This window comes from Massilia forsythiae (assembly GCF_012849555.1).
GTDB classification, from domain to species: Bacteria; Pseudomonadota; Gammaproteobacteria; order Burkholderiales; family Burkholderiaceae_D; genus Telluria; species Telluria forsythiae.
The window spans coordinates 5,727,914-5,748,036 of sequence record NZ_CP051685.1; the positions used below are offsets into that span (position 1 = coordinate 5,727,914).

Genomic DNA, 20,123 nt, shown 5'->3' on the forward strand with positions numbered 1-20,123 from the left:
GCGCCACTGTAAATTTTCGTAAAATCATGACAAGACGCGCCGGCCTGCCTACCCGGACCCCTGGGCGTGCGCCCTGGCGCCCCGGATCAATTGCAGGTTGCGCAGGTAGATGGCCACGCCCAGGCCCTGGCCGGCGATGAAGACCGGATCGCGCCGGTGCACCGCATAGCCCAGCAGCACCAGCGCGCCCAGGATGCTCAGGTACCAGAACGACACCGGAATCACGCTGCGCCGGCAACGCTCGCTGGCCAGCCACTGGATGACGAAGCGTCCCATGAACAAGGCTTGCCCGCCGAAGCCGAGCAGCAGCCACCAGGTTTCGTCATCCATCGGCGATCCTTCCCGCCGCCGGCGCCGGCCCCACGTCGGCCACGGGAGCCGCGCCGGGCGCGCGCCGCCGGTGGCGCGGGAACGGCATGGCGCCGATTTCCCAGGCGCCCCATACCAGGCACACCCCGGCGATCAGGCGCTGCAGCGGCAGCGTGGACGGAATGCCGATGTGACGGCTCGCCAGCAGCGCCGCGCACAAGCCCAGCAGCACCAGGCCGGCCGCCAGCGTGCCCGCACCCGCGGCGGTCCGTTCCAGCCGGCCGCACAGCGCCAGCCCGCACCAGGCGCCGGCCCAGCCGCCCAGCATGCCCCACAGGACGTCGATCGGCCAGTGCACCCCCACCATGATGCGCGACAGGCCGACCAGGCACGCCAGTCCCAGCGCCAGCCAGCGCGTCAGCGCGCGCTGCGCCGCGCCCATCACCGCGATCCCGGCGAGCGCGAACGCCGCCGCGGCGTGGCCGGAGGGAAAGGAAACCTGGCGGTAGGCGGGACCGGCATGGAAGAATTCGGCGGCGCCGAACACGGCGAGCGGACGCGGCACGTCGATGCATTGCTTGGTGAACTGCGTCCACAAGCCCGCGAACACCGCCGCGATCACGGCCGCCCAGAAGCAGCGCGGCGCGCGCCGGATGCAGGGCAACACCAGCGCCAGGGCGATCGCGCCGTCGCCCAGCATGGTCAGGTGCAGCCAGAACGCCGCGCCCAGCGCGTGGCCGCCATGGTTCAGCAGCAGGAACAGCGTGCGGTTGGCGCCGCCGGCGGCGACCAGCAGCAGCGCCGCCAGGCCCAGCACGGGCGGTAGCCAGATCCAGGCCGGGTCGAACGGCGCGCGCATCGGTTCACTCCTCGACGTGCAGCAACACCACCCCGCCCTTGCGGTACAGGATGCGCGCGGCGCCGCGGCCGCGCAGGCGCGCCAGCTCGTCCAGCGCATCGCTGCGCGTCAGGATCACCTGGCCCGGGGCCGGCACGGCGACCGCCGGCGTGACCGCGGCGCGGTACACGGAAAAGCTGGGCGCGTCGATGCGCCAGCCGTGCACCTGCCAGCCGGCGCGCTGCGCCAGCCGCGCCGCTTCCTTCACCGGCCCCTGCTGCAGCTCGCCCAGCGCCGGCAGCAGCAGGGCGCCGATCGCGCACGCGCACGCCAGGCCCGCCGCCGCCAGCCGCGGCCACACGGGCCGGGTGCGCCACAGCGCCAGGACGAGCACGGCGGCCAGCAGGCACAGCGCACCGGCGCGCCAGGCCGCATCGAACACATCGCCGCGGCCGAGCGCCTCGCGCACGTAGGCGTTGCGGATCGTGGGCGCCGCCCGGCGCAGCAGTTCCGGCAGCGCGGCGACCGCCCCCAGCAACAGCAGCGGCGGCGCGAAGGCGAGCGCGTGGCTGCGCGGCGCACGGTTGCACAGCGCGTGGCGGCGACGCGCCATCAGGATGAACAGCGGCGTGGCGCCGTACAGGATGTAGTGCGGCAGCTTGGTGCCGGCCAGCGAAAAGAACACGAACACGAACCCGAACCAGCACCACAGGAACACCGCCGCTTCCTGCTCGCGCCGGCGCCGCGGCGCCGGCAGCGTCCGCAGCGCGAGCAGGAACAGCCCGCTGTACGGCAGCAGCACCAGCAGCAGGGCCGGCACGTAGTAGAGCGCGCCGCCGCCGTGGCCCTGCATGGGCGCCATGAAACGCTCGACATTGTGGCGCATGAAAAAGCCTTGCAAAAAGGCGTCGCCGCGCCGGCCGTATTCGAGCAGGTACCAGGGTGCCGCCACCGCCAGCAGGATCAGCCAGCCCAGCGGGTCGCGCGCGGCGCGGCGCCAGCAGGCGATGCGGCCCGACAGCGCGCAGGCCAGCAGGCTGGCGCCGCCCGGCACCAGCAGCGCCACCGGCCCCTTGGCGAGCAGGCCCAGGCCCATCCACAGGAAGGCGCGCCTCAGGCAGGCCGAGCCGCGCGGGAGGCCGGCCGGTCCGCTCGGCAGTGCCCGGCGCAGGGACAGTGGCGATGGCGATGGCGGCTGCCCCTGCCACCGCTGCGGTGCGTAGCGCACGCCGGCATGGCGCATGATGTCGAACATGGCCAGCGCGATGAACAGGTTCAGCAGGGCATCGGCGATGGCGCCGCGGCCGATCACCGTCACGCCCGCCGTGGTGGCGGCGATGAACGCGGCGGCCCAGGCCGTGCCCCGGTCCGCGCACCGGCGCGTGAACGCCAGGATCGCCGCGATCCAGGCACCGGCGGCCAGCGCCGACGGCAGGCGGAACGCGAACTCGGATGGCCCGAACAGCAGCACCGAGCCCGCCTGCAGCCAATAGACCAGGATCGGCTTGTCGTAACGCGGCTGGCCGTTGAGCCAGGTCGACACCGCATCGCCGCGTTCCAGCATTTCGCGCGTGGCTTCGGCGAACGCGCCTTCGTCGACGTCGAACAATGGTGGCGCACCGAGGCGCAGGAACAGGCCGGCCAGCAACGCCAGGGCCAGCGCCAGCGGCGCGGCCCACCCCGACGCCATCGCGTACAGGCGCCCGCCCCACGCGCGCGCGTCTGGATGCGCTGCGGCGGCGGCATGCGCCGGCGGGCGCGCCGGTTGCGCACCCATGCCACCCGGACGGCCGGCGGATGGCTTCATGCACGCTCCGAGCCGGGCGTCGGTCCCTGCCCCATCCTGCGCTCCATGTCGATCCTGCGCGCCATGTCGATCCGGCGCTCGGCGCCGTACGGCGCACGCTGCGCACGCACGGACGGACCCGCCGGGCCGGGCTGCCCGGACTGGAGGCCAGCCTGCGCGCCGCCAGCCGCGCCCAGCGTTTCGCGCACCAGGTAGGTGCGCGCCGTGCCCGCCTCGAAATAGGTGCGCGCCAGCATTTCCGTGACGATGCCGGTACAGACGAACTGCACGCCGATCACGACCAGCAGCACCGCCAGCAGCAGCAGCGGGCGGCTGGCGATCGGCGTGCCCTCGGCCAGCTTGACCCACACCAGCCAGGCCAGCGCGACCAGGCCCGGGAACACGCAGCCGAGGCCGATGCGTCCGAAGAAATGGCCGGGCGCAGCGCGGAAGCGCACGAAGAACACCACCGCCAGCAGGTCGAGCACGACCTTCAGCACGCGCGACATGCCGTACTTCGATTTGCCGTACAGGCGTGGGAAATGGCTGACTTCCTCCTCGCGGATGCGCTCGGGCGCGGTCACGGTCGCCATCCAGGTCGGGATGAAGCGGTGCATCTCGCCGTACAGGCGCACTTCGCGCAGCACGGCGGTGCGGTAGATCTTCAGCGAGCAGCCGTAGTCGTGCAGGTGCAGCCGCGTCACCGCGCCGATCAGGCGGTTGGCCAGGATCGACGGCACGCGGCGCAGCCAGAAGCCGTCCTGGCGCGCGCGCCGCCAGCCCACCAGCAGGTCGAGGTCTTCGTCGACCAGGCGGCGCGCCATGCGCACGATGTCGTGCGGGCTGTTCTGCAAATCGCCGTCCATGGTGGCGATGACGCTGCCGCGCGCCGCGTCGATGCCGGCCTGCATCGCCGCGGTCTGGCCGAAGCGGCGCCGCAGCAGCACCGCCGCCACCCGCTCCGGGCTGGCCGCCACCGCTTCGCGCACGCGCGCGGCGGTGGCGTCGCGGCTGCCGTCGTCGACCAGGATCAGCTGCCACGGCCAGGGCGAGGCCGCCATCGCGGCCTGCACCTGGGTCACCAGCGGCAGCACATTGTCTTCCTCGTCGTGCAGCGGAACCACGACCGACAAGGTGTGCCCGCCGTCCGGTCCGGCGGCATGGCCAGGGGCAGGAGCGCCGTGCTGTGTCCGAAAAGGCGAAGTCATCCGTGTCTCCGATCGGAAGCCGATGTAAGCGCCGCCGGCACAAGTTCCAGGGCAAGGCGCATGCAACGCAGCCATGGGGCTTGTTTCGGCGGCGGCCGGGAGACCGTATATTCGTCCTGCATGAGGACGCGATGACGATGCAGCGCAAACGTGCGCGCTTTGGCCGGCACAGGCACGGGAGACACGCCCCAGCCGCGGCCGCTCGGGGAATCAGATCAGGCCGGCGTCAGCAGCTTCAGTCCGGCGATGCCGGCCACGATCAGGCCGATCGACAGCAGGCGCGCCGCGCCGCCCGGTTCGCCCAGCACCAGCATGCCGAACAGCGCGGTGCCGACGGTGCCGATGCCGGTCCAGACCGCGTAGGCGGTGCCCAGCGGCAGCGCGCGCAGCGCCAGGCCCAGCATGCCGACGCTGCCGGCCATCGTGGCCAGCGTGAACACCGAGGGCCACAGGCGGGTGAAGCCGGCGGTATGCTTCAGGCCGACGGCCCAGGCCACTTCCAGCAACCCGGCGATTATCAGGTAGATCCAGTTCATCGAGACTCCATCGCCCCCGGGCGCCGCGAACATCGACCCCATGACGGCATGGCTTTCGAGGTCCCTTTTCGGCTTGCCCTGGAGGGCAAAAGGTGGCGAGTATAGCATCGGCGGCACCCTGTCCAGCCATGCCTGCGCGCCGCGCGATGGCCTTCTTCCCGAGTGCGCTTTTCGGCAAGAAAACCCCGGCGACCGGGCTGCCGCCAGTATGATTGCCATTGCCGGCATGCTATTCTTGCGCAATTCATTCTGGCGCCAGCCACAAGCCGCCGCCAGCGTCGTCAATCGTTGCAAGGACAACCGTGAACCGCTTCGTACTCCGCTTCGCTCCCCGCTTCTCCACCCGCTTCTCTCCACGTCTTGCGCCCCGCCTGCTGCCGCTCGCCATCGCCACCGCGCTGGCCTTCGCTTCCGCCACCGCCGCCCTCGCCGCCGCGCCCGCCGCGGCGGCCGCGCCACGCGCCGAGAACGCCTTCCTGTCGCAGGCCGATGCCGCCGCGCGCGCGGCGCGGGTGTCGAACGTCGACTACGTGCTGGACTTCACGCTCACCGGCAAGGAAACCTTCAACGCCGTCACCACCCTGACGTTCGACCTGAAGGACAAGGACAGCGCGCTCACGGTCGACCTGGACAAGGCCACCATCAAGTCCCTCACGGTGAACGGCAAGACGGTCACGCCGCGGTACAACGGCTGGTTCATCACGCTGGCCGCCGCCGACCTGGCCAAGGGCCGCAACACCGTGGTGGTCGCCTTCGAGCGCTTGCACAGCACCAACGGCGAAGGCCTGCACCGCATGGTCGACCCGGTCGACGGCCGCGTGTACACCTATTCGCACTTCGAGCCGGCCGCCGCGCACCAGATGTTCGCGCTGTTCGACCAGCCCGACCTGAAGGCGACCTACCAGCTGAACGTGACCGCGCCGGCCGACTGGCACGTGATCTCGACCAAGCGCGAGACCGGCGCGGTCGCCAGCGGCGCCGACGCCCGGCGCTGGACCTTCCCGGCTACCAAGAAGCTGAGCCCGTACAATTTCTCGATGCACGCCGGCCCCTACACGATGTGGGAAGACAAGAGCGGCAAGTACCCGATGCGCCTGTTCGCGCGCCAGTCGGTGGCGTCGCAGATCAAGCCGGCCGAGTGGTTCAAGTACACCAAGTCGGGCCTGGCCTTCTTCGACGAGTACTTCGGCATACCCTACCAGTTCGAGAAATACGACCAGATCCTGGTACCGGATTTCCTGTACGGCGCCATGGAAAACGCCGGCGCCATCACCTTCGCCGAGCGCGGCTTCATGTACAAGGCCGACATGACCGCCGAGCAGCGCCAGCGCCTGGCCGCGGTGATCATGCACGAGATGGCCCACCAGTGGTTCGGCGATCTGGTCACCATGCAATGGTGGAACGGCCTGTGGCTGAACGAAAGCTTCGCCTCCTTCATGGGCACGCTGGCCACCGCCGAAGCCACCGAGTTCAAGGATGCCTGGCGCTCGTTCTACTCGGAAGGCAAGCAGCAAGCCTACGCTCAGGACCAGCGCTCGACCACCCACCCGATCGAGGTGCCGGTGCCGTCCACCCAGAACGCCTTCGACAACATCGACGCCATCACCTATTCGAAGGGCGCCTCGACCCTGATGCAGCTGCGCCACCTGCTCGGCGCCGACGTGTTCCGCAAGGGCGTGCACAATTACCTGGTCAAGTACCAGTACCGCAACGCCAGGCTGGACGACTTCATCGGCAGCCTGGGCCAGGCGGCCGGACGCGACATGAAGGGCTGGACCCAACAGTGGCTGTACCAGCCGGGCGTGAACACCATCGCCGCCAACTACCGGTGCGCCGGCGGCAAGATCACGTCGTTCGCCCTCGACCAGAGCGCTTCGAAGGAATTCCCGACGCTGCGCGAACAGCGCGTGCAGGTGGCCGCATTCCGCCTCGACGGCGATCAATTGAAACTGGACCGCAAGGTCGCGGTGACCTACAAGAACGCCTCCACCGCGGTGCCGGGCATGGTCGGCGCGGCCTGCCCCGACCTGGTCTACCCGAACTACGAGGACTGGGGCTTCGTCAAGGTGCAGCTGGACCAGCGTTCGTTCGACAGCGCGCGTGCGCGCATCAAGGGCGTCGACGATCCGCTGCTGCGCGCCATGCTGTGGCAAAGCCTGTGGGACGGCGTACGCGACGGCAAGCTGCCGCTCAACGACTTCATCGCCACCGCCCTCGACAACGCGCCCGGCGAAAAGGACTACACGCTGCTGGGCGACGTGCTGGGCAAGGTCGTCGCATCGAAACACTACCTCGACCTGATGCGCCTGGACGGGCCGTACAGCGCGCAAGCCACGCGCGACCTGGAAAACATGGCGTGGCAAGGCGCGGTCGCCAGCAAGGGCGACGACAACTTCCAGCGCCGCTGGTTCGGCACCTACGTCGCCGTGGCCAGCTCGCGCCCGGCGCTGGATCGCCTGGCCGCGCTGTTGAACGGCAAGGGCACGATCGACGGCTTGACGGTCAACCAGGACCTGCGCTGGGCCATCGTCGCGCGCCTGAACCGCTTCGACTACCCGGGCGCCGCCGCCCTCCTCGACGCCGAACAGGCGCGCGACAAGTCGGACAGCGGCCAGGCCGCCGCCATCGCGGCCACCGTCGCCCGTCCCGACCCGGCGCTCAAGGCCGAATGGCTGGGCACGATCCAGGACGTCAAGACCAAGCTGCCGTTCTCCAAGGTGCGCACGGCGATGGGCAGCCTGTACCCGGCCGAGCAGGCCGCGCTGGCCGAGCGCAGCGCCGAGCAGCGCCTGGCGCGCCTGCCCGAGCTGGACAAGTCGGCCGGCCCGGTGTTCATGCGTTCCTACGGCCCGAGCCTGATCCCGGCCAGCTGCACCCCGGCCAGCGTGCAGCGCCTGCAGGCCGCGGCCGGCAGCATGCAGGACCTGTCGGCCGGCACCCGCCGCGCCCTGCTCGACACGCTGCAGGAAGACCGGCGCTGCGTGACGATCAAGGGGGCGATGACGGCCAAATGAGGGCCAAATAAGCCCCAAGCCGGCGCGAAGCGAGCGCCAAGCCGGCGCCAGACCAGCGCGCCGGCGTCGCTGCAGGCGCCGCCATCGGGCCGCTGCGTCAGCGCTGCGGCGGCCCCGGTCCGGCCCGTGCGCCGGCCGGCGCTGCGCCATCTGGCGTCTCTTCCGCGCCGCCCTTCCCGGACGGCGCGCACAGTGCCGCCACCCTGCCCCACGCGCCCTCGGCCTGGCAGCCGAGCGGCGGGTGCTGCTGCAGCAGCTTGCCGAGTTCCACCGGCTTCATGCCGTTGACGCTGACGTTGTCGTTGATGCGGATGCACAGCGCGTCCTGCCAGGCCGCCTGGGTATTGTGCGGGATCGGCAGCGGCCCGCGCAGGCGCCGCGCGGCCGCCTCGCAATCGGCCTGGCGCGCGTACTGGCCGCGCAGGTTGGCCTGGTCGAGCGTGACTTCCAGGTTTTGCTGCAAGTACAGCAAGAGAATCATCGTGTACATCCGGCCTCCGGCGGCGGCGCGCTTGCGCGCGTAATGGCTCTGACCGCCGGCGTGCGCCGCGGTTCCCGGCTTCACGCGCCAGCCGGTAGAATGGCGCCGTCGCCGCGTCGCGGCCTCGACCGACATCAGGAAGGACTACCTTGGCCTGGGATTACCCGCACCCCTTCACCCTGCCCCGCGTCCCGCAAGCGGACGACATCGACGGGCTGAACCATACCAACAATGCCGTCTACGTGCGCTGGTGCGAGCAGGCCGGCTGGGCGCATTCCGAGGCGCTGGGCCTGGCGCTGGCCGACTACCGGCGCCTGGACCGGGCGATGGCGATCCGGCGCGGCGAATACGATTACCTGCTGCCGACCTTCGCGGACGACGCGCTGGTGCTGGCGACCTGGCTGGTGGCGGGCGACGGCAAGCTGTCGATGCAGCGCCGCTTCCAGCTGGTGCGCGAGCGCGACGGCGTCACCGTGCTGCGCGGCCGCTGGGACCTGGTGTGTATCGAGATGAGCAGCGGCCGGCCGCGCCGCATGCCGCAGGAATTCCTGGATACCTACATGGCGGTGGTGGTGTCATGACGCCGCCGGCTCAGCCGGCGTCGATGATCCAGTCGCCCGGCTTGCCGCTGGCCTGGCGCGGCAGGCGCGCGCCGAAGGTGTAGGCGGCCGGACGTTCCGGCGCCGGCAGGCGCGCGCCGATCCAGGCGGCCAGTTCCGCGCCGAGGCCGCCCGCGTCCTTCGCGCCATCCGCATCGCCGGCCGCATCGCCGGTCGCATGCAGGTGTCCGTCACGCGGCACCACGAACGCCTTCAGGCGGGTGCCTTCGTCGGGGCGCATCAGGCGCACCGACGCGTCCTGCACCGCCGGATGCATGCGCAGCACCTCGGCCACGTAGCCGGGAAACACGTTGACGCCGCCCACCTGCACCGCCTGGTCGATGCGGCCGCCGGGCAGGAAGCGGCGCCCCGTCGAGCCCGCCTGTTCCCGCGCGCCGCCGCGCCCTTGCGCCCGGCCCGCCTCCTCTTCCGCGTCGCGCCAGTCCAGCCGGTCCTGCAGCGGATAGCGGGCCATGCCGCCGTCCGGGAGCGGGCGCGCCAGCGCGTCCGCGCCCTCGACCCGGCTCCAGTACGGAAACAGCGTGAACGGTGCGCCGGCCCGCTCGCGCCAGCCGACGCCGGCGGTCTCGGAGCTGCCGTACACCTGCAGCAGGCGCATGCCGGCCTCGGCCAGCGTGTCCGCCAGGGCGTCCGGACAGGGCGCGGTCGAGGTCACGCCGGCGACGTCGGCGCCGAAGCGCGGCTGAAGGCGCGCCAGCGCGTCCCACCAGCCGGGATGCGCCACCACCAGGTCGCCGGCGCGCGCCCCGCGCAGCAGCACGTCCGGAGTGGCCGAGCGCAGGTCGACCACATCCTCGATGCCGAGCAGGCGCGGCAGCAGCACCGTGAACAGGAAGCCGTAGATGTGGTGCGACGGCACCGCGCTCAGGATACGCCGCCGTCCGGGCAGCAGCTGCGCCAGTGCCAGCGTTTCCTGCGCCAGCGTGGCCAGCAGGTGGGTGCAGCGCTTGGGCGTGCCGGCGCTGCCGGAGGTGCGGAAGGTGAGCACCGCGGCGTTCGCGCCCGCATCGGCATCGCTGCCGGCGCCGCCGTCCGGGGCGGCCCATTGCGCGCGCAGGCCGGTGCGCACGGCGTCGATCCAATCGTCCAGGGCGGACAGCGCCAGCAGCCGGTCCGCCGGCCCGGGGTGCGCGCCGCCGGCCGGCCCGCGTTGGTGCAGGTGCAGCGCCTCGGCCAGCGCGCTGCCCATGGCCAGCAGGTCGAGCGAGTCGGCGCCCAGGTCGCGCACCAGGTCGACGCCGTGCGGCCATGGCGGCGGCGGCGCGGCCCGTCCCGGACGCGCCTGCGCCAGTTCCGCGGCCAGCAGGTCGCCGATGAAACGCCGCAGCGTGGGTTCGTGCGCCCACCATGTTGTCATGGCGCCGCGATGGGGGACATCAGGAAACGGGAAAGCTTGTGTGCTGGACGGATCGGCCATGGCATGAACGGGGCAGGAAATTTTGGCGGTGAATGTTGAATGTACTACGCGCCACTGTCAAACAGAATGAGTCATTGCTTATTTCCTCTTTATTACGCAATATCACATATCGCACGATTGATTTGACAGTTAAATTTCGGTATGTCACCATACCTTTCTTGTTTGCAACATCCGCCCCCGATTTCGCCGGAACCTCCATGAGCCCGACCACCGACCTGTCCTTCGCCACGCCCGGCCTGCATGCCCACCTCACCCGATTGAGCCCGGAAGCGCTCGACCGCCTCGACTTCGGTGTGATCGGCTTCGACGCCGACACCAACGTCTGCCAGTACAACCAGACCGAGTCCCAGGCCGCAGGCCTGACCGCCCCGCGCGTGGTGGGACAGCCGCTGTTCACCAACGTGGCGCCGTGCCTGAACAACTTCATGGTGGCCCAGCGCTTCGAGGATGCCCAGGACGACGCCGCCGCGCTGGACGATACCATCGACTACGTGCTGACGCTGCGCATGCGCCCGATCAAGGTGGCGCTGCGCCTGCTGGCCGAACCGGGCAGCCCGGTGCGCTACGTACTGGTGCAGCGCCGGCCGTGATCGACGACATCCTGCAGGACGGCCTGGCGGCCGAACACGAGGCGCTGATCCAGTTCCTGTACCTGGCCCCGGTGGGCCTGGTGCAGACCCGCATCGACGGCGAGATCCTGATGATCAACCCGATCTCGGCGCAATTGCTGATGCCGCTGCAGCGCGACGGCAACCTGCTCAACCTGTTCGGCGCGCTCGAAAGCGTGGCGCCCGAGCTGCGCCACCTGTGCAGCGTGTTCGCGCGTCCGAGCGGGATGATCTGCGACGGCCTGCACATCCACCTCAACAGCGGTTCCCAGCGCGCCGCGCGCAAGCCGCAGGTGCTGTCGCTCAGCCTGCTGAAGCTGGACGACCAGCGCCTGATGGCGGTGCTGTCCGACGTCAGCGAACAGGTGCGGCGCGAACGCCAGCTGCGCCAGAACGACGCCTGGCTGAACGCCCTGCTCACCAGCATCACCGATTACGCCCTGGTCGGCCTCGACAGCGACGGCCGCGTCAGCGAATGGAACACCACCATCGAGCGCGTCACCGGCCACGCCGAGAGCGTGGTGGGGCGTCCGTATTCCGTGTTCTATCCGGACGACGCCACCACGCCGGAGCAGTTGCGCGACCGCCTGCGCGAAGCCGACCAGAACGGCTGGAGCCTGAAGGAAGGCCCGAGCGTGCGCGCCGACGGCAGCCAGTTCTGGTCGAGCGCCATGATCTCGCCGCTGCCGGACCGCGATCCCGACACCGGCGCCGAAGCCGGCGCGAACGGCCTGCCCGACGACGGCCCCGCCTACTGCATGGTGGTGCGCGACATCAGCGACAAGCGCGACGCCATCGAGAAGCGCCACAAGGCGGTGTTCTGCGACCACCTGACCGGCGTCGGCAACCGCCGCGCCTTCTTCGAGGCGGCCGAGCTGGAACTCAACCGCAACCGGCGCGCGCCGCGCCCGACCGCGCTGATCCTGCTGGACGCCGACCATTTCAAGCGCGTCAACGACCGCCACGGCCACCCGGCCGGCGACGCCGTGCTGCGCCACCTGGGCCAGCTGCTGACGGCGACTTTCCGCCAGGTCGACGTGGTGGCGCGCGTCGGCGGCGAGGAATTCGCCGTGCTGCTGCCCTCGTCCACGCTGGAAGGCGCGGCCATCGTCGCCGAGCGCCTGCGCCAGCTGGTGGCGGCGCGCCCGATCGTCGTCGACGGCGTGCCAATCGAACTGACGATCAGCGCCGGCATCGCCGCCAGCGACGGCGAACAGCTGCAGCTGGACGTGCTCATGAAGCGCGCCGACCGCGCCCTGTACGCCGCCAAGGAACAAGGCCGCAACCGCATCGCGTGCTGGACCCCGCCCCCGTCCGCGCATCCCGACAACCCACCGCCAACCCGCGATGTCTGACAATCTCGACGCCTACGAAGCGCTGGTGCAGTTCCTGTACCGCGCGCCGATCGGCCTGGTACAGACCGGCCTGGACGGCACGGTCGACATGCTCAACCCCATGTCGTCCAGCCTGCTCATGCCGCTGGTGCACGACGGCAGCATGGACAACCTGTTCACCGTGCTGCAGGACGTGGTGCCGCAATTGCCGCACCTGGTATCAAGCTTCGGCCAGCCCTCCGGCGTCGTCTGCGAAGGCTTGCGCGTGGAACTGGGCGAGGCCGCCATGGCGAACGGACCGAAGGTGCTGTCGCTGAGCGTGCTGAAGCTGGACGGCGCGCGCCTGATGGCGACCGTGACCGACGCCACCGCTGAGGTCCAGCGCGAGCAGGAACGGCTGGCGCGGCGCCTCAAGAACGCGGCCCGCACCGACGCCCTGACGCGCATGCCCAACCGCGAGGCGGTGCTGGAACAACTGCAGCAGATGCTGGCGCGGCCGAGCGGCGCGCGCGGCTTCGCCCTGCTGTCGATGAACTGCGACCGCTTCCGCCAGCTCAACGACGCGCTCGGCCAGTCGGTCGGCGACCGCCTGCTGGTGCAGGTCGGCGAACGCCTGCGCGCCGCGCTGCGCCCGCCGACCGACCGCATCCAGCCCAACGCGGATACCGGCCAGCTGGCGGCGCGCATCGGTTCCGACGAATTCGCCGTGATCCTCGACGGCCTGCGCAGCCGCGAGGACGCCGAGCGCGTCGCGGCGCGCTTGCAGGATACGCTGGCCAAGCCGTACCAGCTGCTCGGCCAGGACGTCATCTGCACACTCAGCATCGGCCTGGTGTGGAGCCAGGATCTGGACCCGGCCGACATTGCCGGCGCCTTCGCCGACGAACTGCTGCGCGACGCCAGCATCGCCATGGCCGAAGCCAAGCGCGCCGGCGGCGCCCGCTGCGTGCTGTTCGAAAACGCCATGCGCGAGCGCGCCGCCCGCCGCGCCGACATCGAGGCCGACCTGCGCCTGGCGCTGGTCGAGGAACAGCTGTTCGTGGTCTACCAGCCGGTGGTCGGCCTGGGCCCCGACGGCGCCACCGACTTCGGCGCCGGGGTCGAGGCGCTGGTGCGCTGGCAGCATCCGGCGCGCGGCGTGGTGCCGCCCTTCGAATTCATCCAGGTGGCCGAGGAATGCGGCTTGATCGGCGCGCTCGGCGATTTCGTGCTGCGCCGCGCCTGCCGCGATTTCCAGTCCTGGCAGCGCACGCTGGGCGCGCGCGCGCCGCGCCTGCTGGCGGTGAACCTGTCGCGCGCGCAGCTGGCCGAAGCCGGCTGGCCGGCGACCGTGCGCCAGGTCCTGATCGACAACGCCATGCTGCCGGCGCAATTGCAGCTGGAAGTGACCGAAAGCCTGGCGGCCCAGGACCAGCACGTGCAGCAGCGCCTGCACGAACTCAAGGCGATCGGCATCACGCTGGCGCTGGACGATTTCGGCACCGGCTATTCGTCGCTGTCGAGCCTGCACCAGCTGCCGGTGGACACGGTCAAGATCGACCGCTCGTTCGTGTGCCAGGCCGACACCAGCCACCACCACCGCGTGCTGATCGAGGCGACCGTCAAGGTGGCGCAGAGCCTGGGCATGAGCACCGTGGCCGAAGGCATCGAGACCGAGGCCCAGGCCGCCGCCGTGCGCGCCCTGTCCTGCGCCAAGGGACAAGGCTACCTGTTCAGCCGCCCGCTGACCTCGGGCGCCCTGCTCGACTGGCTGTGCATCAACATGCCGGCGCCAGCGATTGCCGAAACCGGCAGGGTGGACGGCTGCGCCGTCCACGCGTTCGACGCACACCCGATGTAATGCGGCCCGTTGGCGGTTTGTGATTGATCAAGCAACGACAGTCTGGAGCGCGCGCGCCGGGATCTCGACCGTGGTTTCCAGGCGGTCGACCTGCAGGCGGTAGCGCTGCGCCTGGTCGGTCCTGTTCAGCACCACGATCGCCAGGCTGCCGTCGGCATTGCGGAAGGCGGTGGCGTCCAGCGTGCTGCGGCTGGTGGCGGCGCCGATGCGGCGCGCCTGCGGGCGGATGTAGCGGCTGAAGTGGCCGATGGCGCTGTAGATCGGGGTGAACACCAGCTGCCCGTCGGCGCTCGCGTGCAGCGGCGCGAAGCAGAAGTTGTTCTTGTGGTTGGGGCCGCCGCGCGCGTCGAGCAGCATGTTCCAGTCGATCCAGCCGCAGGCGCCGGCGTTCAGGTCGGCGATCATCTGGCCGGCGTAGCGTTCGCCATTGGCCCAGTCCTGCAGCCTGGCCGCATCGAACTGTTCGATGCAGCCCTCGGTCATCAACAGGTTCACGTCGGGATAGGCCTCGTGCACCGCGGCCAGGTTGCGGTGCATCGGCGCGCCGCCGGCCCAGGTCTCGTACCAGTGATAGCCGACGCCCCACACGTACGGGCGCGCCTTGGGGTCTGCCAGGATGTGGCCGGCGCGCTGCGGCAGCAGGTCGCGGTTGTGGTCCCACACCACGATCTTCCTGCCGCCCAGGCCGGCGTTCTTCAGCGCCGGGCCCAGGTGGTCGCCCAGGAAGCGGGTCTCTTCCTCGGCCGTGTAGATCATCGATTCCCAGGTCTGCTTGGCCATCGGCTCGTTCTGCACCGACAGGCCCCACAGCGGGATGCCGGCCCGTTCGTAGGCCTGCACGAACTTGACGATGTAGGCGGCCCAGGTGTCGCGGTATTCCGGCAGCAGGCTGCTGCCGCCGAGCATGCTGCGGTTCGACTTCATCCAGGCCGGCGCGCTCCACGGGCTGGCGAACACGCGCACCGGGCTGCCGTGCGCGGCGCCGGCGGCCAGCGCCTGGCGCAGCAGCGGGATGCGCAGCTTCATGTCGTGGCCGATGTCGAACGAGGCCAGCGACTTGTCGCCGTCGCGCACGTAGGTATAGGTCGCGCTGCCGAAGTCGGAACTGTGGATGGTGGTGCGCACCACGTTGTAGCCGATCCCCTCGCGCGGATCGAAATACGCGCCCAGGAAGGCGCGTTGCGCCTCCGGCTGCAGTGTCGCGTAGACCTCGGCCACGGCATCGGTGATGGCGCCGCCGAAGCCGAACACTTCCTGGTAGCGGTGGCGCGTATCGACGAACACGGCGATGTCGGTTTCCAGCGGCTGCGCGGCCGGCTGCGGCGCGCCCAAGGTTTGCGGCGCAAAGCGTGCGGCCCCGGGGGCGCTGGTGACGGCGCGCCAGGCACCCGCAACCGTTGCGGCCTTCGTGGACGCGGCTTGCCCGGCGGCTTGCCGGCCTTCTGCGCCTGCAGCCGCCAGCGCCGTGCGCGCCAGCGGAAGTCCCATCAGCGCGCCGCTGCCCAGCACGCGCATCGCCTGTCGTCTCGTCGTCATCCTGTCTCCTGTCGGTCTCCAGGCCGATCCGTCGCGGATCGGATTGGAAACGTTACCATTTATGTGTCTGCACTATAACATTCACATTTTCCAGATGTCAAAACAGCCGATCGTGGACACGCTGCACGCGCGCACGCCAGACCCGGCTTGCGCGACCTCAACCGCGACATTGAGGCAGCCGGGTCTGCCTGGCGGCGCGTGCGGCAAACTTGCGCAGTTGCCTGTCAAGAATGCCACGATCATGATTCAAATACGCAATTTTTATCGTCGCCGCCAGCGCGCGCCGGCCGCCACCCGTGCGCGGTCCCGGTTCGGCGCCCTCCCACCGTCCATGCTGGTCCTGTTGCCCCTGCTGGCCGCCTGCAGCGTCCAGGACAACCACCCGGTCACGGTTATCCCGCAGGTGGTCCCGGCCGAACTGTACGTGGCGCCGGATGGCCTGGACAGCAATCCCGGCACCCGCGCCGCGCCGCTGCGCACGCTGGCGCGCGCCGCCCAGGTAGTGCAGCCGGGCACCATCGTCAACGTGCTGCCGGGGGTCTACCACGGCGGCTTCCGCACCGCCGTCAGTGGCCTGTCGAACGCGCGCATCGTGTTCCGCTCGAGCGAGCGCTGGGGCGCGCGCATCGTGCCGCCGCCGCTGTCGAGCAACGCCGCCGCCTGGGACAACCGCGCCAGCTACGTCGACATCGAAGGCTTCGAGATCGACGGCAGCGCCCAGGCGTCCGGCACCGGCATGGAGATCGGCATCGGCGCCGGGAATGCCGCCAGCACCGGCATGAAATGGACCACCGGCATCTACAGCGGCGGTTCCTACAACCGCATCACCGGCAACCACGTCCACCACGTCGCCAACAGCATCGCCTGCACCAGCTCGGACGGCGGCGGCATCGGCGTCGACAGCTACTACAAAGGCATGCATTCGGAAGTGAGCGGCAACAGCGTGCACGACATCGGCCCGCCAGACTGCCGCTACGTGCACGGCATCTACATGAACGCGCCGGGCACCATCCGCAACAACGTGGTGTACCGCGTGGCCGAGGCCGGCATCCTGCTGTGGCACGACGCGCACCGCGTCAGCATCGTCAACAACACGGTGACGGCCTCGAACCGCGGCATCCTGGTCGGCGGCGGCGACTTCTATCACACCAAGGGCTTGAACGACCATACCCAGGTGATCAACAATATCGTCTACGACAACCGCTTCGGCATCGCCGAACTGGGCGCGACCGGCCCGCACAACAGCTACCGCAACAATCTGGTGTTCCAGAACCCGGGCGGCGACTGGAGCCTGGCGCAGGGCATGTCGCACAGCGGCACGGTGGCGGCGGCGCCGAACTTCATCACCTACACGCGCAGCGGCACGCCGGACTTCCGCCTGGCACAGCGTTCGCCGGCGATCGGCAAGGGCCTGGACCTGGGCGCCGACCAGCCCGACTTCTACGGCAAGGCGCGCCCCAACGCGGTGGAGGTGGATATCGGCGCGGCGCAGCACTAGCTGGCCATGCGGGAGGTCGGCGCCGGCACCGGCGCTTACAGGATCTCGTGCACCAGCTCGGCCGGCCGGCACAAGCGCACGCCCTTCGGCGTGACGACCAGCGGCCGGTTGATCAGGATCGGGTTGGCCACCATCGCCTCCAGCAGCGCCGCGTCGCCGACGGCCGGGTCGTCCAGGCCGAGTTCGGCGAACAGGGTTTCCTTGCTGCGCACCAGGTCACGCAAAGGCAGGCCGCTGCGTGCACCCAGGCCGGCCAGTTCGGCGCGCGTGGGCGGCGTCGCCAGGTACTCGACCACGCGCGGCGCGACGCCGGCGGCGCGGATCAGCGCCAGCGTGTTGCGCGACGTGCCGCAGCGCGGATTGTGAAAGATCGTGACGTCCATCGTGGGCTCCCAGTCGAAAATGGCAGCGCATGATACCGGCAGCGCATGATACCGGCAGCGGCGTGCGGCTGCCAGCGTTTCGACGACGCGGCGCGGCCTGCCCGGCGCGCTTCAGGCGACGCCGCTCAGCAGGACCAGGCCGGCGGCGCCGATCGCGGCGCCCGCCAGGCGGCGCAGGCGCGGGCTCCAGTGCGGCAGCAGGCCCAGCGCCATCACCGCCGCGCTGGCCAGCAGGAAGCCGGCGCCGCCGGCCATCCCCGCCAGTTCCTTGCCGTGCGCCAGCCCGTGCAGGAAGCCGCACACGCTCACCAGCGCCACCGCCAGCGCAACCGGCACGCGCAGCGCGCTCGCGGCCAGCACGCCCAGCAGCAGCACGGTGGCGGCGATCGAGGTTTCCAGCGCCGGTAGCGCCGCGCCCAGGCCGGTCGACGCGCCCAGCGCCATCAGCACCAGGAAGCATGGCGGCAACACCATGGCGTGGCGCTGGCGCCCGCGCCACGAGCCGCTCCACAGGCCCACCGCCAGCAGCGCCAGCAGGTGGTCCAGCCCGGTGAGAGGATGCAGCAGGCCGGCCGCGAAGCCGCTCGCCGCCAGCTCCGCATGGCCCGGATGGGCGGCCGCCGTCAGCGGCACGGCCAGCGCCAGCAGCGCTGCCAGAAACGGTGCCACAAGCGGTGCCGCACGCAGTGCGTTGCCGCGGTTCGTATTCTTCATAGTTGTGTTCTCCTGGTGATGGTCAAGCCGGCCGGCCCTGGTCGAGCAGGCCCTGTTCGCGGATGAAATCGACCACCGCCTGCACGCCTTCGCCGCTGCGCAGGTTGGTGAACACGAACGGGCGCGCGCCGCGCTGGCGGCGCGCGTCGCTGGCCATCACGTCCAGGTCGGCGCCCACGTGCGGCGCCAGGTCGGTCTTGTTGATGATCAGGAGGTCCGAGCGGGTGATGCCGGGGCCGCCCTTGCGCGGGATCTTTTCGCCGCCGGCGACGTCGATCACGTACAGCGTCAGGTCCGACAGTTCCGGGCTGAAGGTGGCGGCGAGGTTGTCGCCGCCGGATTCCACCAGCACCAGTTCCAGCGCCGGGAAATCGGCCTGCAGGCGCGCGATCGCTTCCAGGTTGATCGAGGCGTCCTCGCGGATCGCCGTGTGCGGGCAGCCGCCGGTCTCCACGCCCATCAGGCGCTCGGGCGGCAGTGCCTGCGAGCGCAGCAGGATCTCCATGTCTTCGCGTGTGTAGATGTCGTTGGTGATCACGGCCATGTCGTAGCGTTCGCGCATGTGGCGGCACAGCAGTTCGCACAGCGCGGTCTTGCCGGAGCCGACCGGGCCGCCGATGCCGACGCGCAGCGGATTGGACGGCGCGGGCGCCGGCATGGCTGCGGCGGGCGCCGCGCCGGTATGAAAATGGCTGGTCATCGTTGGTTCCATGGTGTCGTCAATCTCGGTTGCATGCGGGCGGATCAGGAGCGGTACAGGCGGCCGTGCTGCACCTCGTGGCGCATCGACAGCATCGACAGGCCGGGCGACCAGTTTGACAGCGCCTCGTCCGGCAGCGTGCGCGCCAGCGCGGCGGCGCGTTCCAGGTCGGGACGCAGCGACAGCAGCAGGCGCTGGCCCGCCACCTGCCCCAGCGGCACCGACTTGACGCACACCAGCACCTGGTTCTCGAGCCAGGAAAACAGCATCGCCAGCAGCGCTTCCTCGTGCGGGATGTCGAGCGCGTCGACCGCGCAGGCGAATGCGGCCGGCAAGGAGGTATCGGCCAACTGCGCCGCCCCCTGCCCCGTCCCCTGCCCCGCCCCCAGCGGCGCCACGTCGGCCACGCCGAGTTCGGCCAGCAGGCGCGCCAGCGAATAGCCCATCTGCACCGTCTCGGCGCGCAGTTCCGCGGTATCGCGCGAGGCCAGGTAGCACTCGCTCCACAGTGCGATGGCGGCGGCATCGCGCGCCTCGAAGGCCTTCAGCAGGCGCCACAGCAGCGGCGCGTCCCAGTGCGCCATGACTTCATCCAGGCAGCGCGCCATCCAGTCGCGCGCGCTGGCGGCGTCGTGCACCAGCCCGCCCTCGATCGCCGCTTCCAGCCCCTGCGAATAGCTGTAGCCGCCGATCGGCAGGGCCGGACTGGCGAACTGCAGCAGGTGCAGCAGGGCGGCGGCATTCATGCGGCGTCGCCCGGCCGGTGGATCTTCTGGCGCAGCGGCACCGGCGCCAGCAGGCCGCGCGCGCCCTCCCCGTGTCCGTGCTCGTGGCCATGGCCGTGACCGTGCCCGGCGGCATAGGCGCCCGGCTCCGGCTCGAACTTGGCCATCTCCTCGCTCACCTGCGCGCCCAGCCCGGCCAGCATTTCCCTGAATACCGGATCGACGCGGATGCGCAACCAGTCCGGCCCCACCTGCACTTGCGTGTGGCGGTTGCCGAGGTGGAAGGCGCAGCGCGCCAGCAGCACCGGGTCCGGGCAGCGCACCAGGTAGGTCGGCTCGGCGGCGGCGACCACGCGCACCACCAGGCCTTCGGCGCCGGTGAGCAGGTCGCCGTCGCGCAGCACGGTGCCGCGCACCAGGAACAGCGCGGCCTCGCGGCCGGACGCCAGGCGCGCGCGCAGGCGGCAGCGCTCGCGCGCGTCGTAGGGCAGCACCAGTTCGTCGTCGACGCGCACGCCGGCGGCGTCTTGCGGGGAAAGCTTGGTATGCAGGGAAGGCAGCATGATGGTCCTCGGC

Annotated in this window: 19 protein-coding genes; 6 read left to right on the forward strand and 13 right to left on the reverse strand. The window is 70.7% G+C overall.

All coding sequences use genetic code 11. The annotated features are described in order from the left end of the window. Positions 1-48 precede the first annotated feature (48 nt). The 5 genes from HH212_RS23965 to sugE form a co-directional block, all read right to left on the reverse strand. Entirely contained in the window at positions 49-330 is a 282-nt protein-coding gene (locus HH212_RS23965; RefSeq protein ID WP_170204774.1) for a lipid-A-disaccharide synthase N-terminal domain-containing protein, read from the reverse strand. Next, positions 323-1,168, reverse strand: coding sequence for a phosphatase PAP2 family protein (locus tag HH212_RS23970; protein WP_170204775.1), 846 nt, complete (start codon positions 1,166-1,168; stop codon positions 323-325). The genes HH212_RS23965 and HH212_RS23970 overlap by 8 nt, the downstream gene beginning before the upstream one ends. Positions 1,169-1,172: 4 nt before the next feature. Beyond that, positions 1,173-2,954, reverse strand: a complete 1,782-nt coding sequence (locus HH212_RS23975) for an ArnT family glycosyltransferase (RefSeq protein ID WP_170204776.1) — start codon at positions 2,952-2,954, stop codon at positions 1,173-1,175. Beyond that, positions 2,951-4,141 (reverse strand): glycosyltransferase family 2 protein, encoded by a 1,191-nt coding sequence (locus HH212_RS23980; protein WP_170204777.1) that lies wholly within the window; start codon positions 4,139-4,141, stop codon positions 2,951-2,953. Before HH212_RS23980 ends, HH212_RS23975 begins: the two co-directional genes overlap by 4 nt. Before the next feature lie 215 nt (positions 4,142-4,356). Next, entirely contained in the window at positions 4,357-4,677 is a 321-nt protein-coding gene (sugE, locus tag HH212_RS23985) for a quaternary ammonium compound efflux SMR transporter SugE (RefSeq protein ID WP_170204778.1), read from the reverse strand. Positions 4,678-4,979: 302 nt separating this feature from the next. On the opposite strand from sugE, the gene pepN reads away from it, so the two are divergent. Further along, a complete protein-coding gene (pepN, locus tag HH212_RS23990; RefSeq protein WP_229217440.1) occupies positions 4,980-7,691 on the forward strand; it encodes an aminopeptidase N in 2,712 nt (903 codons plus the stop codon). Between the two features lie 97 nt (positions 7,692-7,788). Here the strand turns inward: pepN and HH212_RS23995 are convergent, their stop codons facing one another. After that, positions 7,789-8,256 (reverse strand): hypothetical protein, encoded by a 468-nt coding sequence (locus HH212_RS23995; RefSeq protein ID WP_170204779.1) that lies wholly within the window; start codon positions 8,254-8,256, stop codon positions 7,789-7,791. A 65-nt stretch (positions 8,257-8,321) separates the two neighbouring features. On the opposite strand from HH212_RS23995, the gene HH212_RS24000 reads away from it, so the two are divergent. Then, the gene (locus HH212_RS24000; protein ID WP_170204780.1) at positions 8,322-8,753 is read left to right on the forward strand and encodes an acyl-CoA thioesterase; all 432 of its coding nucleotides are present in this window, start codon (positions 8,322-8,324) and stop codon (positions 8,751-8,753) included. A 10-nt stretch (positions 8,754-8,763) separates the two neighbouring features. Here the strand turns inward: HH212_RS24000 and HH212_RS24005 are convergent, their stop codons facing one another. Beyond that, positions 8,764-10,149 (reverse strand): AMP-binding protein, encoded by a 1,386-nt coding sequence (locus HH212_RS24005; RefSeq protein ID WP_170204781.1) that lies wholly within the window; start codon positions 10,147-10,149, stop codon positions 8,764-8,766. A gap of 257 nt (positions 10,150-10,406) precedes the next feature. On the opposite strand from HH212_RS24005, the gene HH212_RS24010 reads away from it, so the two are divergent. From HH212_RS24010 to HH212_RS24020, 3 genes are read left to right on the forward strand one after another with little or no spacing between them, the layout of a single operon-like run. Then, on the forward strand, positions 10,407-10,799 hold the full coding sequence (locus HH212_RS24010) for a phosphonate transporter (RefSeq protein ID WP_170204782.1): 393 nt from the start codon (positions 10,407-10,409) through the stop codon (positions 10,797-10,799). Beyond that, a complete protein-coding gene (locus HH212_RS24015) occupies positions 10,796-12,172 on the forward strand; it encodes a sensor domain-containing diguanylate cyclase (protein WP_229217441.1) in 1,377 nt (458 codons plus the stop codon). The genes HH212_RS24010 and HH212_RS24015 overlap by 4 nt, the downstream gene beginning before the upstream one ends. Beyond that, on the forward strand, positions 12,165-13,991 hold the full coding sequence (locus HH212_RS24020) for a putative bifunctional diguanylate cyclase/phosphodiesterase (RefSeq protein ID WP_170204783.1): 1,827 nt from the start codon (positions 12,165-12,167) through the stop codon (positions 13,989-13,991). Before HH212_RS24015 ends, HH212_RS24020 begins: the two co-directional genes overlap by 8 nt. 27 nt (positions 13,992-14,018) lie before the next feature. Here HH212_RS24020 and HH212_RS24025 read toward each other — a convergent pair whose 3' ends face one another. After that, entirely contained in the window at positions 14,019-15,527 is a 1,509-nt protein-coding gene (locus HH212_RS24025) for a glycoside hydrolase family 30 protein (RefSeq protein ID WP_211172406.1), read from the reverse strand. Positions 15,528-15,768: 241 nt separating this feature from the next. On the opposite strand from HH212_RS24025, the gene HH212_RS24030 reads away from it, so the two are divergent. Then, a complete protein-coding gene (locus HH212_RS24030) occupies positions 15,769-17,025 on the forward strand; it encodes a right-handed parallel beta-helix repeat-containing protein (protein ID WP_170204784.1) in 1,257 nt (418 codons plus the stop codon). 35 nt (positions 17,026-17,060) lie between these two features. Here the strand turns inward: HH212_RS24030 and arsC are convergent, their stop codons facing one another. The 5 genes from arsC to ureE form a co-directional block, all read right to left on the reverse strand. Next, a complete protein-coding gene (gene arsC / locus HH212_RS24035) occupies positions 17,061-17,408 on the reverse strand; it encodes an arsenate reductase (glutaredoxin) (RefSeq protein WP_170204785.1) in 348 nt (115 codons plus the stop codon). A 111-nt stretch (positions 17,409-17,519) separates the two neighbouring features. After that, positions 17,520-18,122, reverse strand: coding sequence for a HupE/UreJ family protein (locus HH212_RS24040; protein ID WP_170204786.1), 603 nt, complete (start codon positions 18,120-18,122; stop codon positions 17,520-17,522). Between the two features lie 22 nt (positions 18,123-18,144). Then, a complete protein-coding gene (ureG, locus tag HH212_RS24045; RefSeq protein ID WP_170205661.1) occupies positions 18,145-18,780 on the reverse strand; it encodes an urease accessory protein UreG in 636 nt (211 codons plus the stop codon). 86 nt (positions 18,781-18,866) lie between these two features. Continuing rightward, the gene (locus tag HH212_RS24050; protein ID WP_170204787.1) at positions 18,867-19,568 is read right to left on the reverse strand and encodes an urease accessory protein UreF; all 702 of its coding nucleotides are present in this window, start codon (positions 19,566-19,568) and stop codon (positions 18,867-18,869) included. After that, on the reverse strand, positions 19,565-20,107 hold the full coding sequence (ureE, locus tag HH212_RS24055) for an urease accessory protein UreE (RefSeq protein ID WP_170205662.1): 543 nt from the start codon (positions 20,105-20,107) through the stop codon (positions 19,565-19,567). Before ureE ends, HH212_RS24050 begins: the two co-directional genes overlap by 4 nt. Positions 20,108-20,123 lie beyond the last annotated feature (16 nt).

Coding starts and splice junctions, on each gene's coding strand:
- HH212_RS23970 (WP_170204775.1), bottom strand. CDS start 1,168: ATGCGCGCGCCGTTCGACCCGGCCTGGATCTGGCTACCGCCCGTGCTG.
- HH212_RS24040 (WP_170204786.1), bottom strand. CDS start 18,122: ATGAAGAATACGAACCGCGGCAACGCACTGCGTGCGGCACCGCTTGTG.
- arsC (WP_170204785.1), bottom strand. CDS start 17,408: ATGGACGTCACGATCTTTCACAATCCGCGCTGCGGCACGTCGCGCAAC.
- sugE (WP_170204778.1), bottom strand. CDS start 4,677: ATGAACTGGATCTACCTGATAATCGCCGGGTTGCTGGAAGTGGCCTGG.
- ureG (WP_170205661.1), bottom strand. CDS start 18,780: ATGCCGGCGCCCGCGCCGTCCAATCCGCTGCGCGTCGGCATCGGCGGC.
- HH212_RS24025 (WP_211172406.1), bottom strand. CDS start 15,527: ATGACGACGAGACGACAGGCGATGCGCGTGCTGGGCAGCGGCGCGCTG.
- HH212_RS24050 (WP_170204787.1), bottom strand. CDS start 19,568: ATGAATGCCGCCGCCCTGCTGCACCTGCTGCAGTTCGCCAGTCCGGCC.
- HH212_RS23980 (WP_170204777.1), bottom strand. CDS start 4,141: ATGACTTCGCCTTTTCGGACACAGCACGGCGCTCCTGCCCCTGGCCAT.
- HH212_RS23965 (WP_170204774.1), bottom strand. CDS start 330: ATGGATGACGAAACCTGGTGGCTGCTGCTCGGCTTCGGCGGGCAAGCC.
- HH212_RS24030 (WP_170204784.1), top strand. CDS start 15,769: ATGATTCAAATACGCAATTTTTATCGTCGCCGCCAGCGCGCGCCGGCC.
- HH212_RS24010 (WP_170204782.1), top strand. CDS start 10,407: ATGAGCCCGACCACCGACCTGTCCTTCGCCACGCCCGGCCTGCATGCC.
- HH212_RS24020 (WP_170204783.1), top strand. CDS start 12,165: ATGTCTGACAATCTCGACGCCTACGAAGCGCTGGTGCAGTTCCTGTAC.
- HH212_RS23975 (WP_170204776.1), bottom strand. CDS start 2,954: ATGAAGCCATCCGCCGGCCGTCCGGGTGGCATGGGTGCGCAACCGGCG.
- HH212_RS24005 (WP_170204781.1), bottom strand. CDS start 10,149: ATGACAACATGGTGGGCGCACGAACCCACGCTGCGGCGTTTCATCGGC.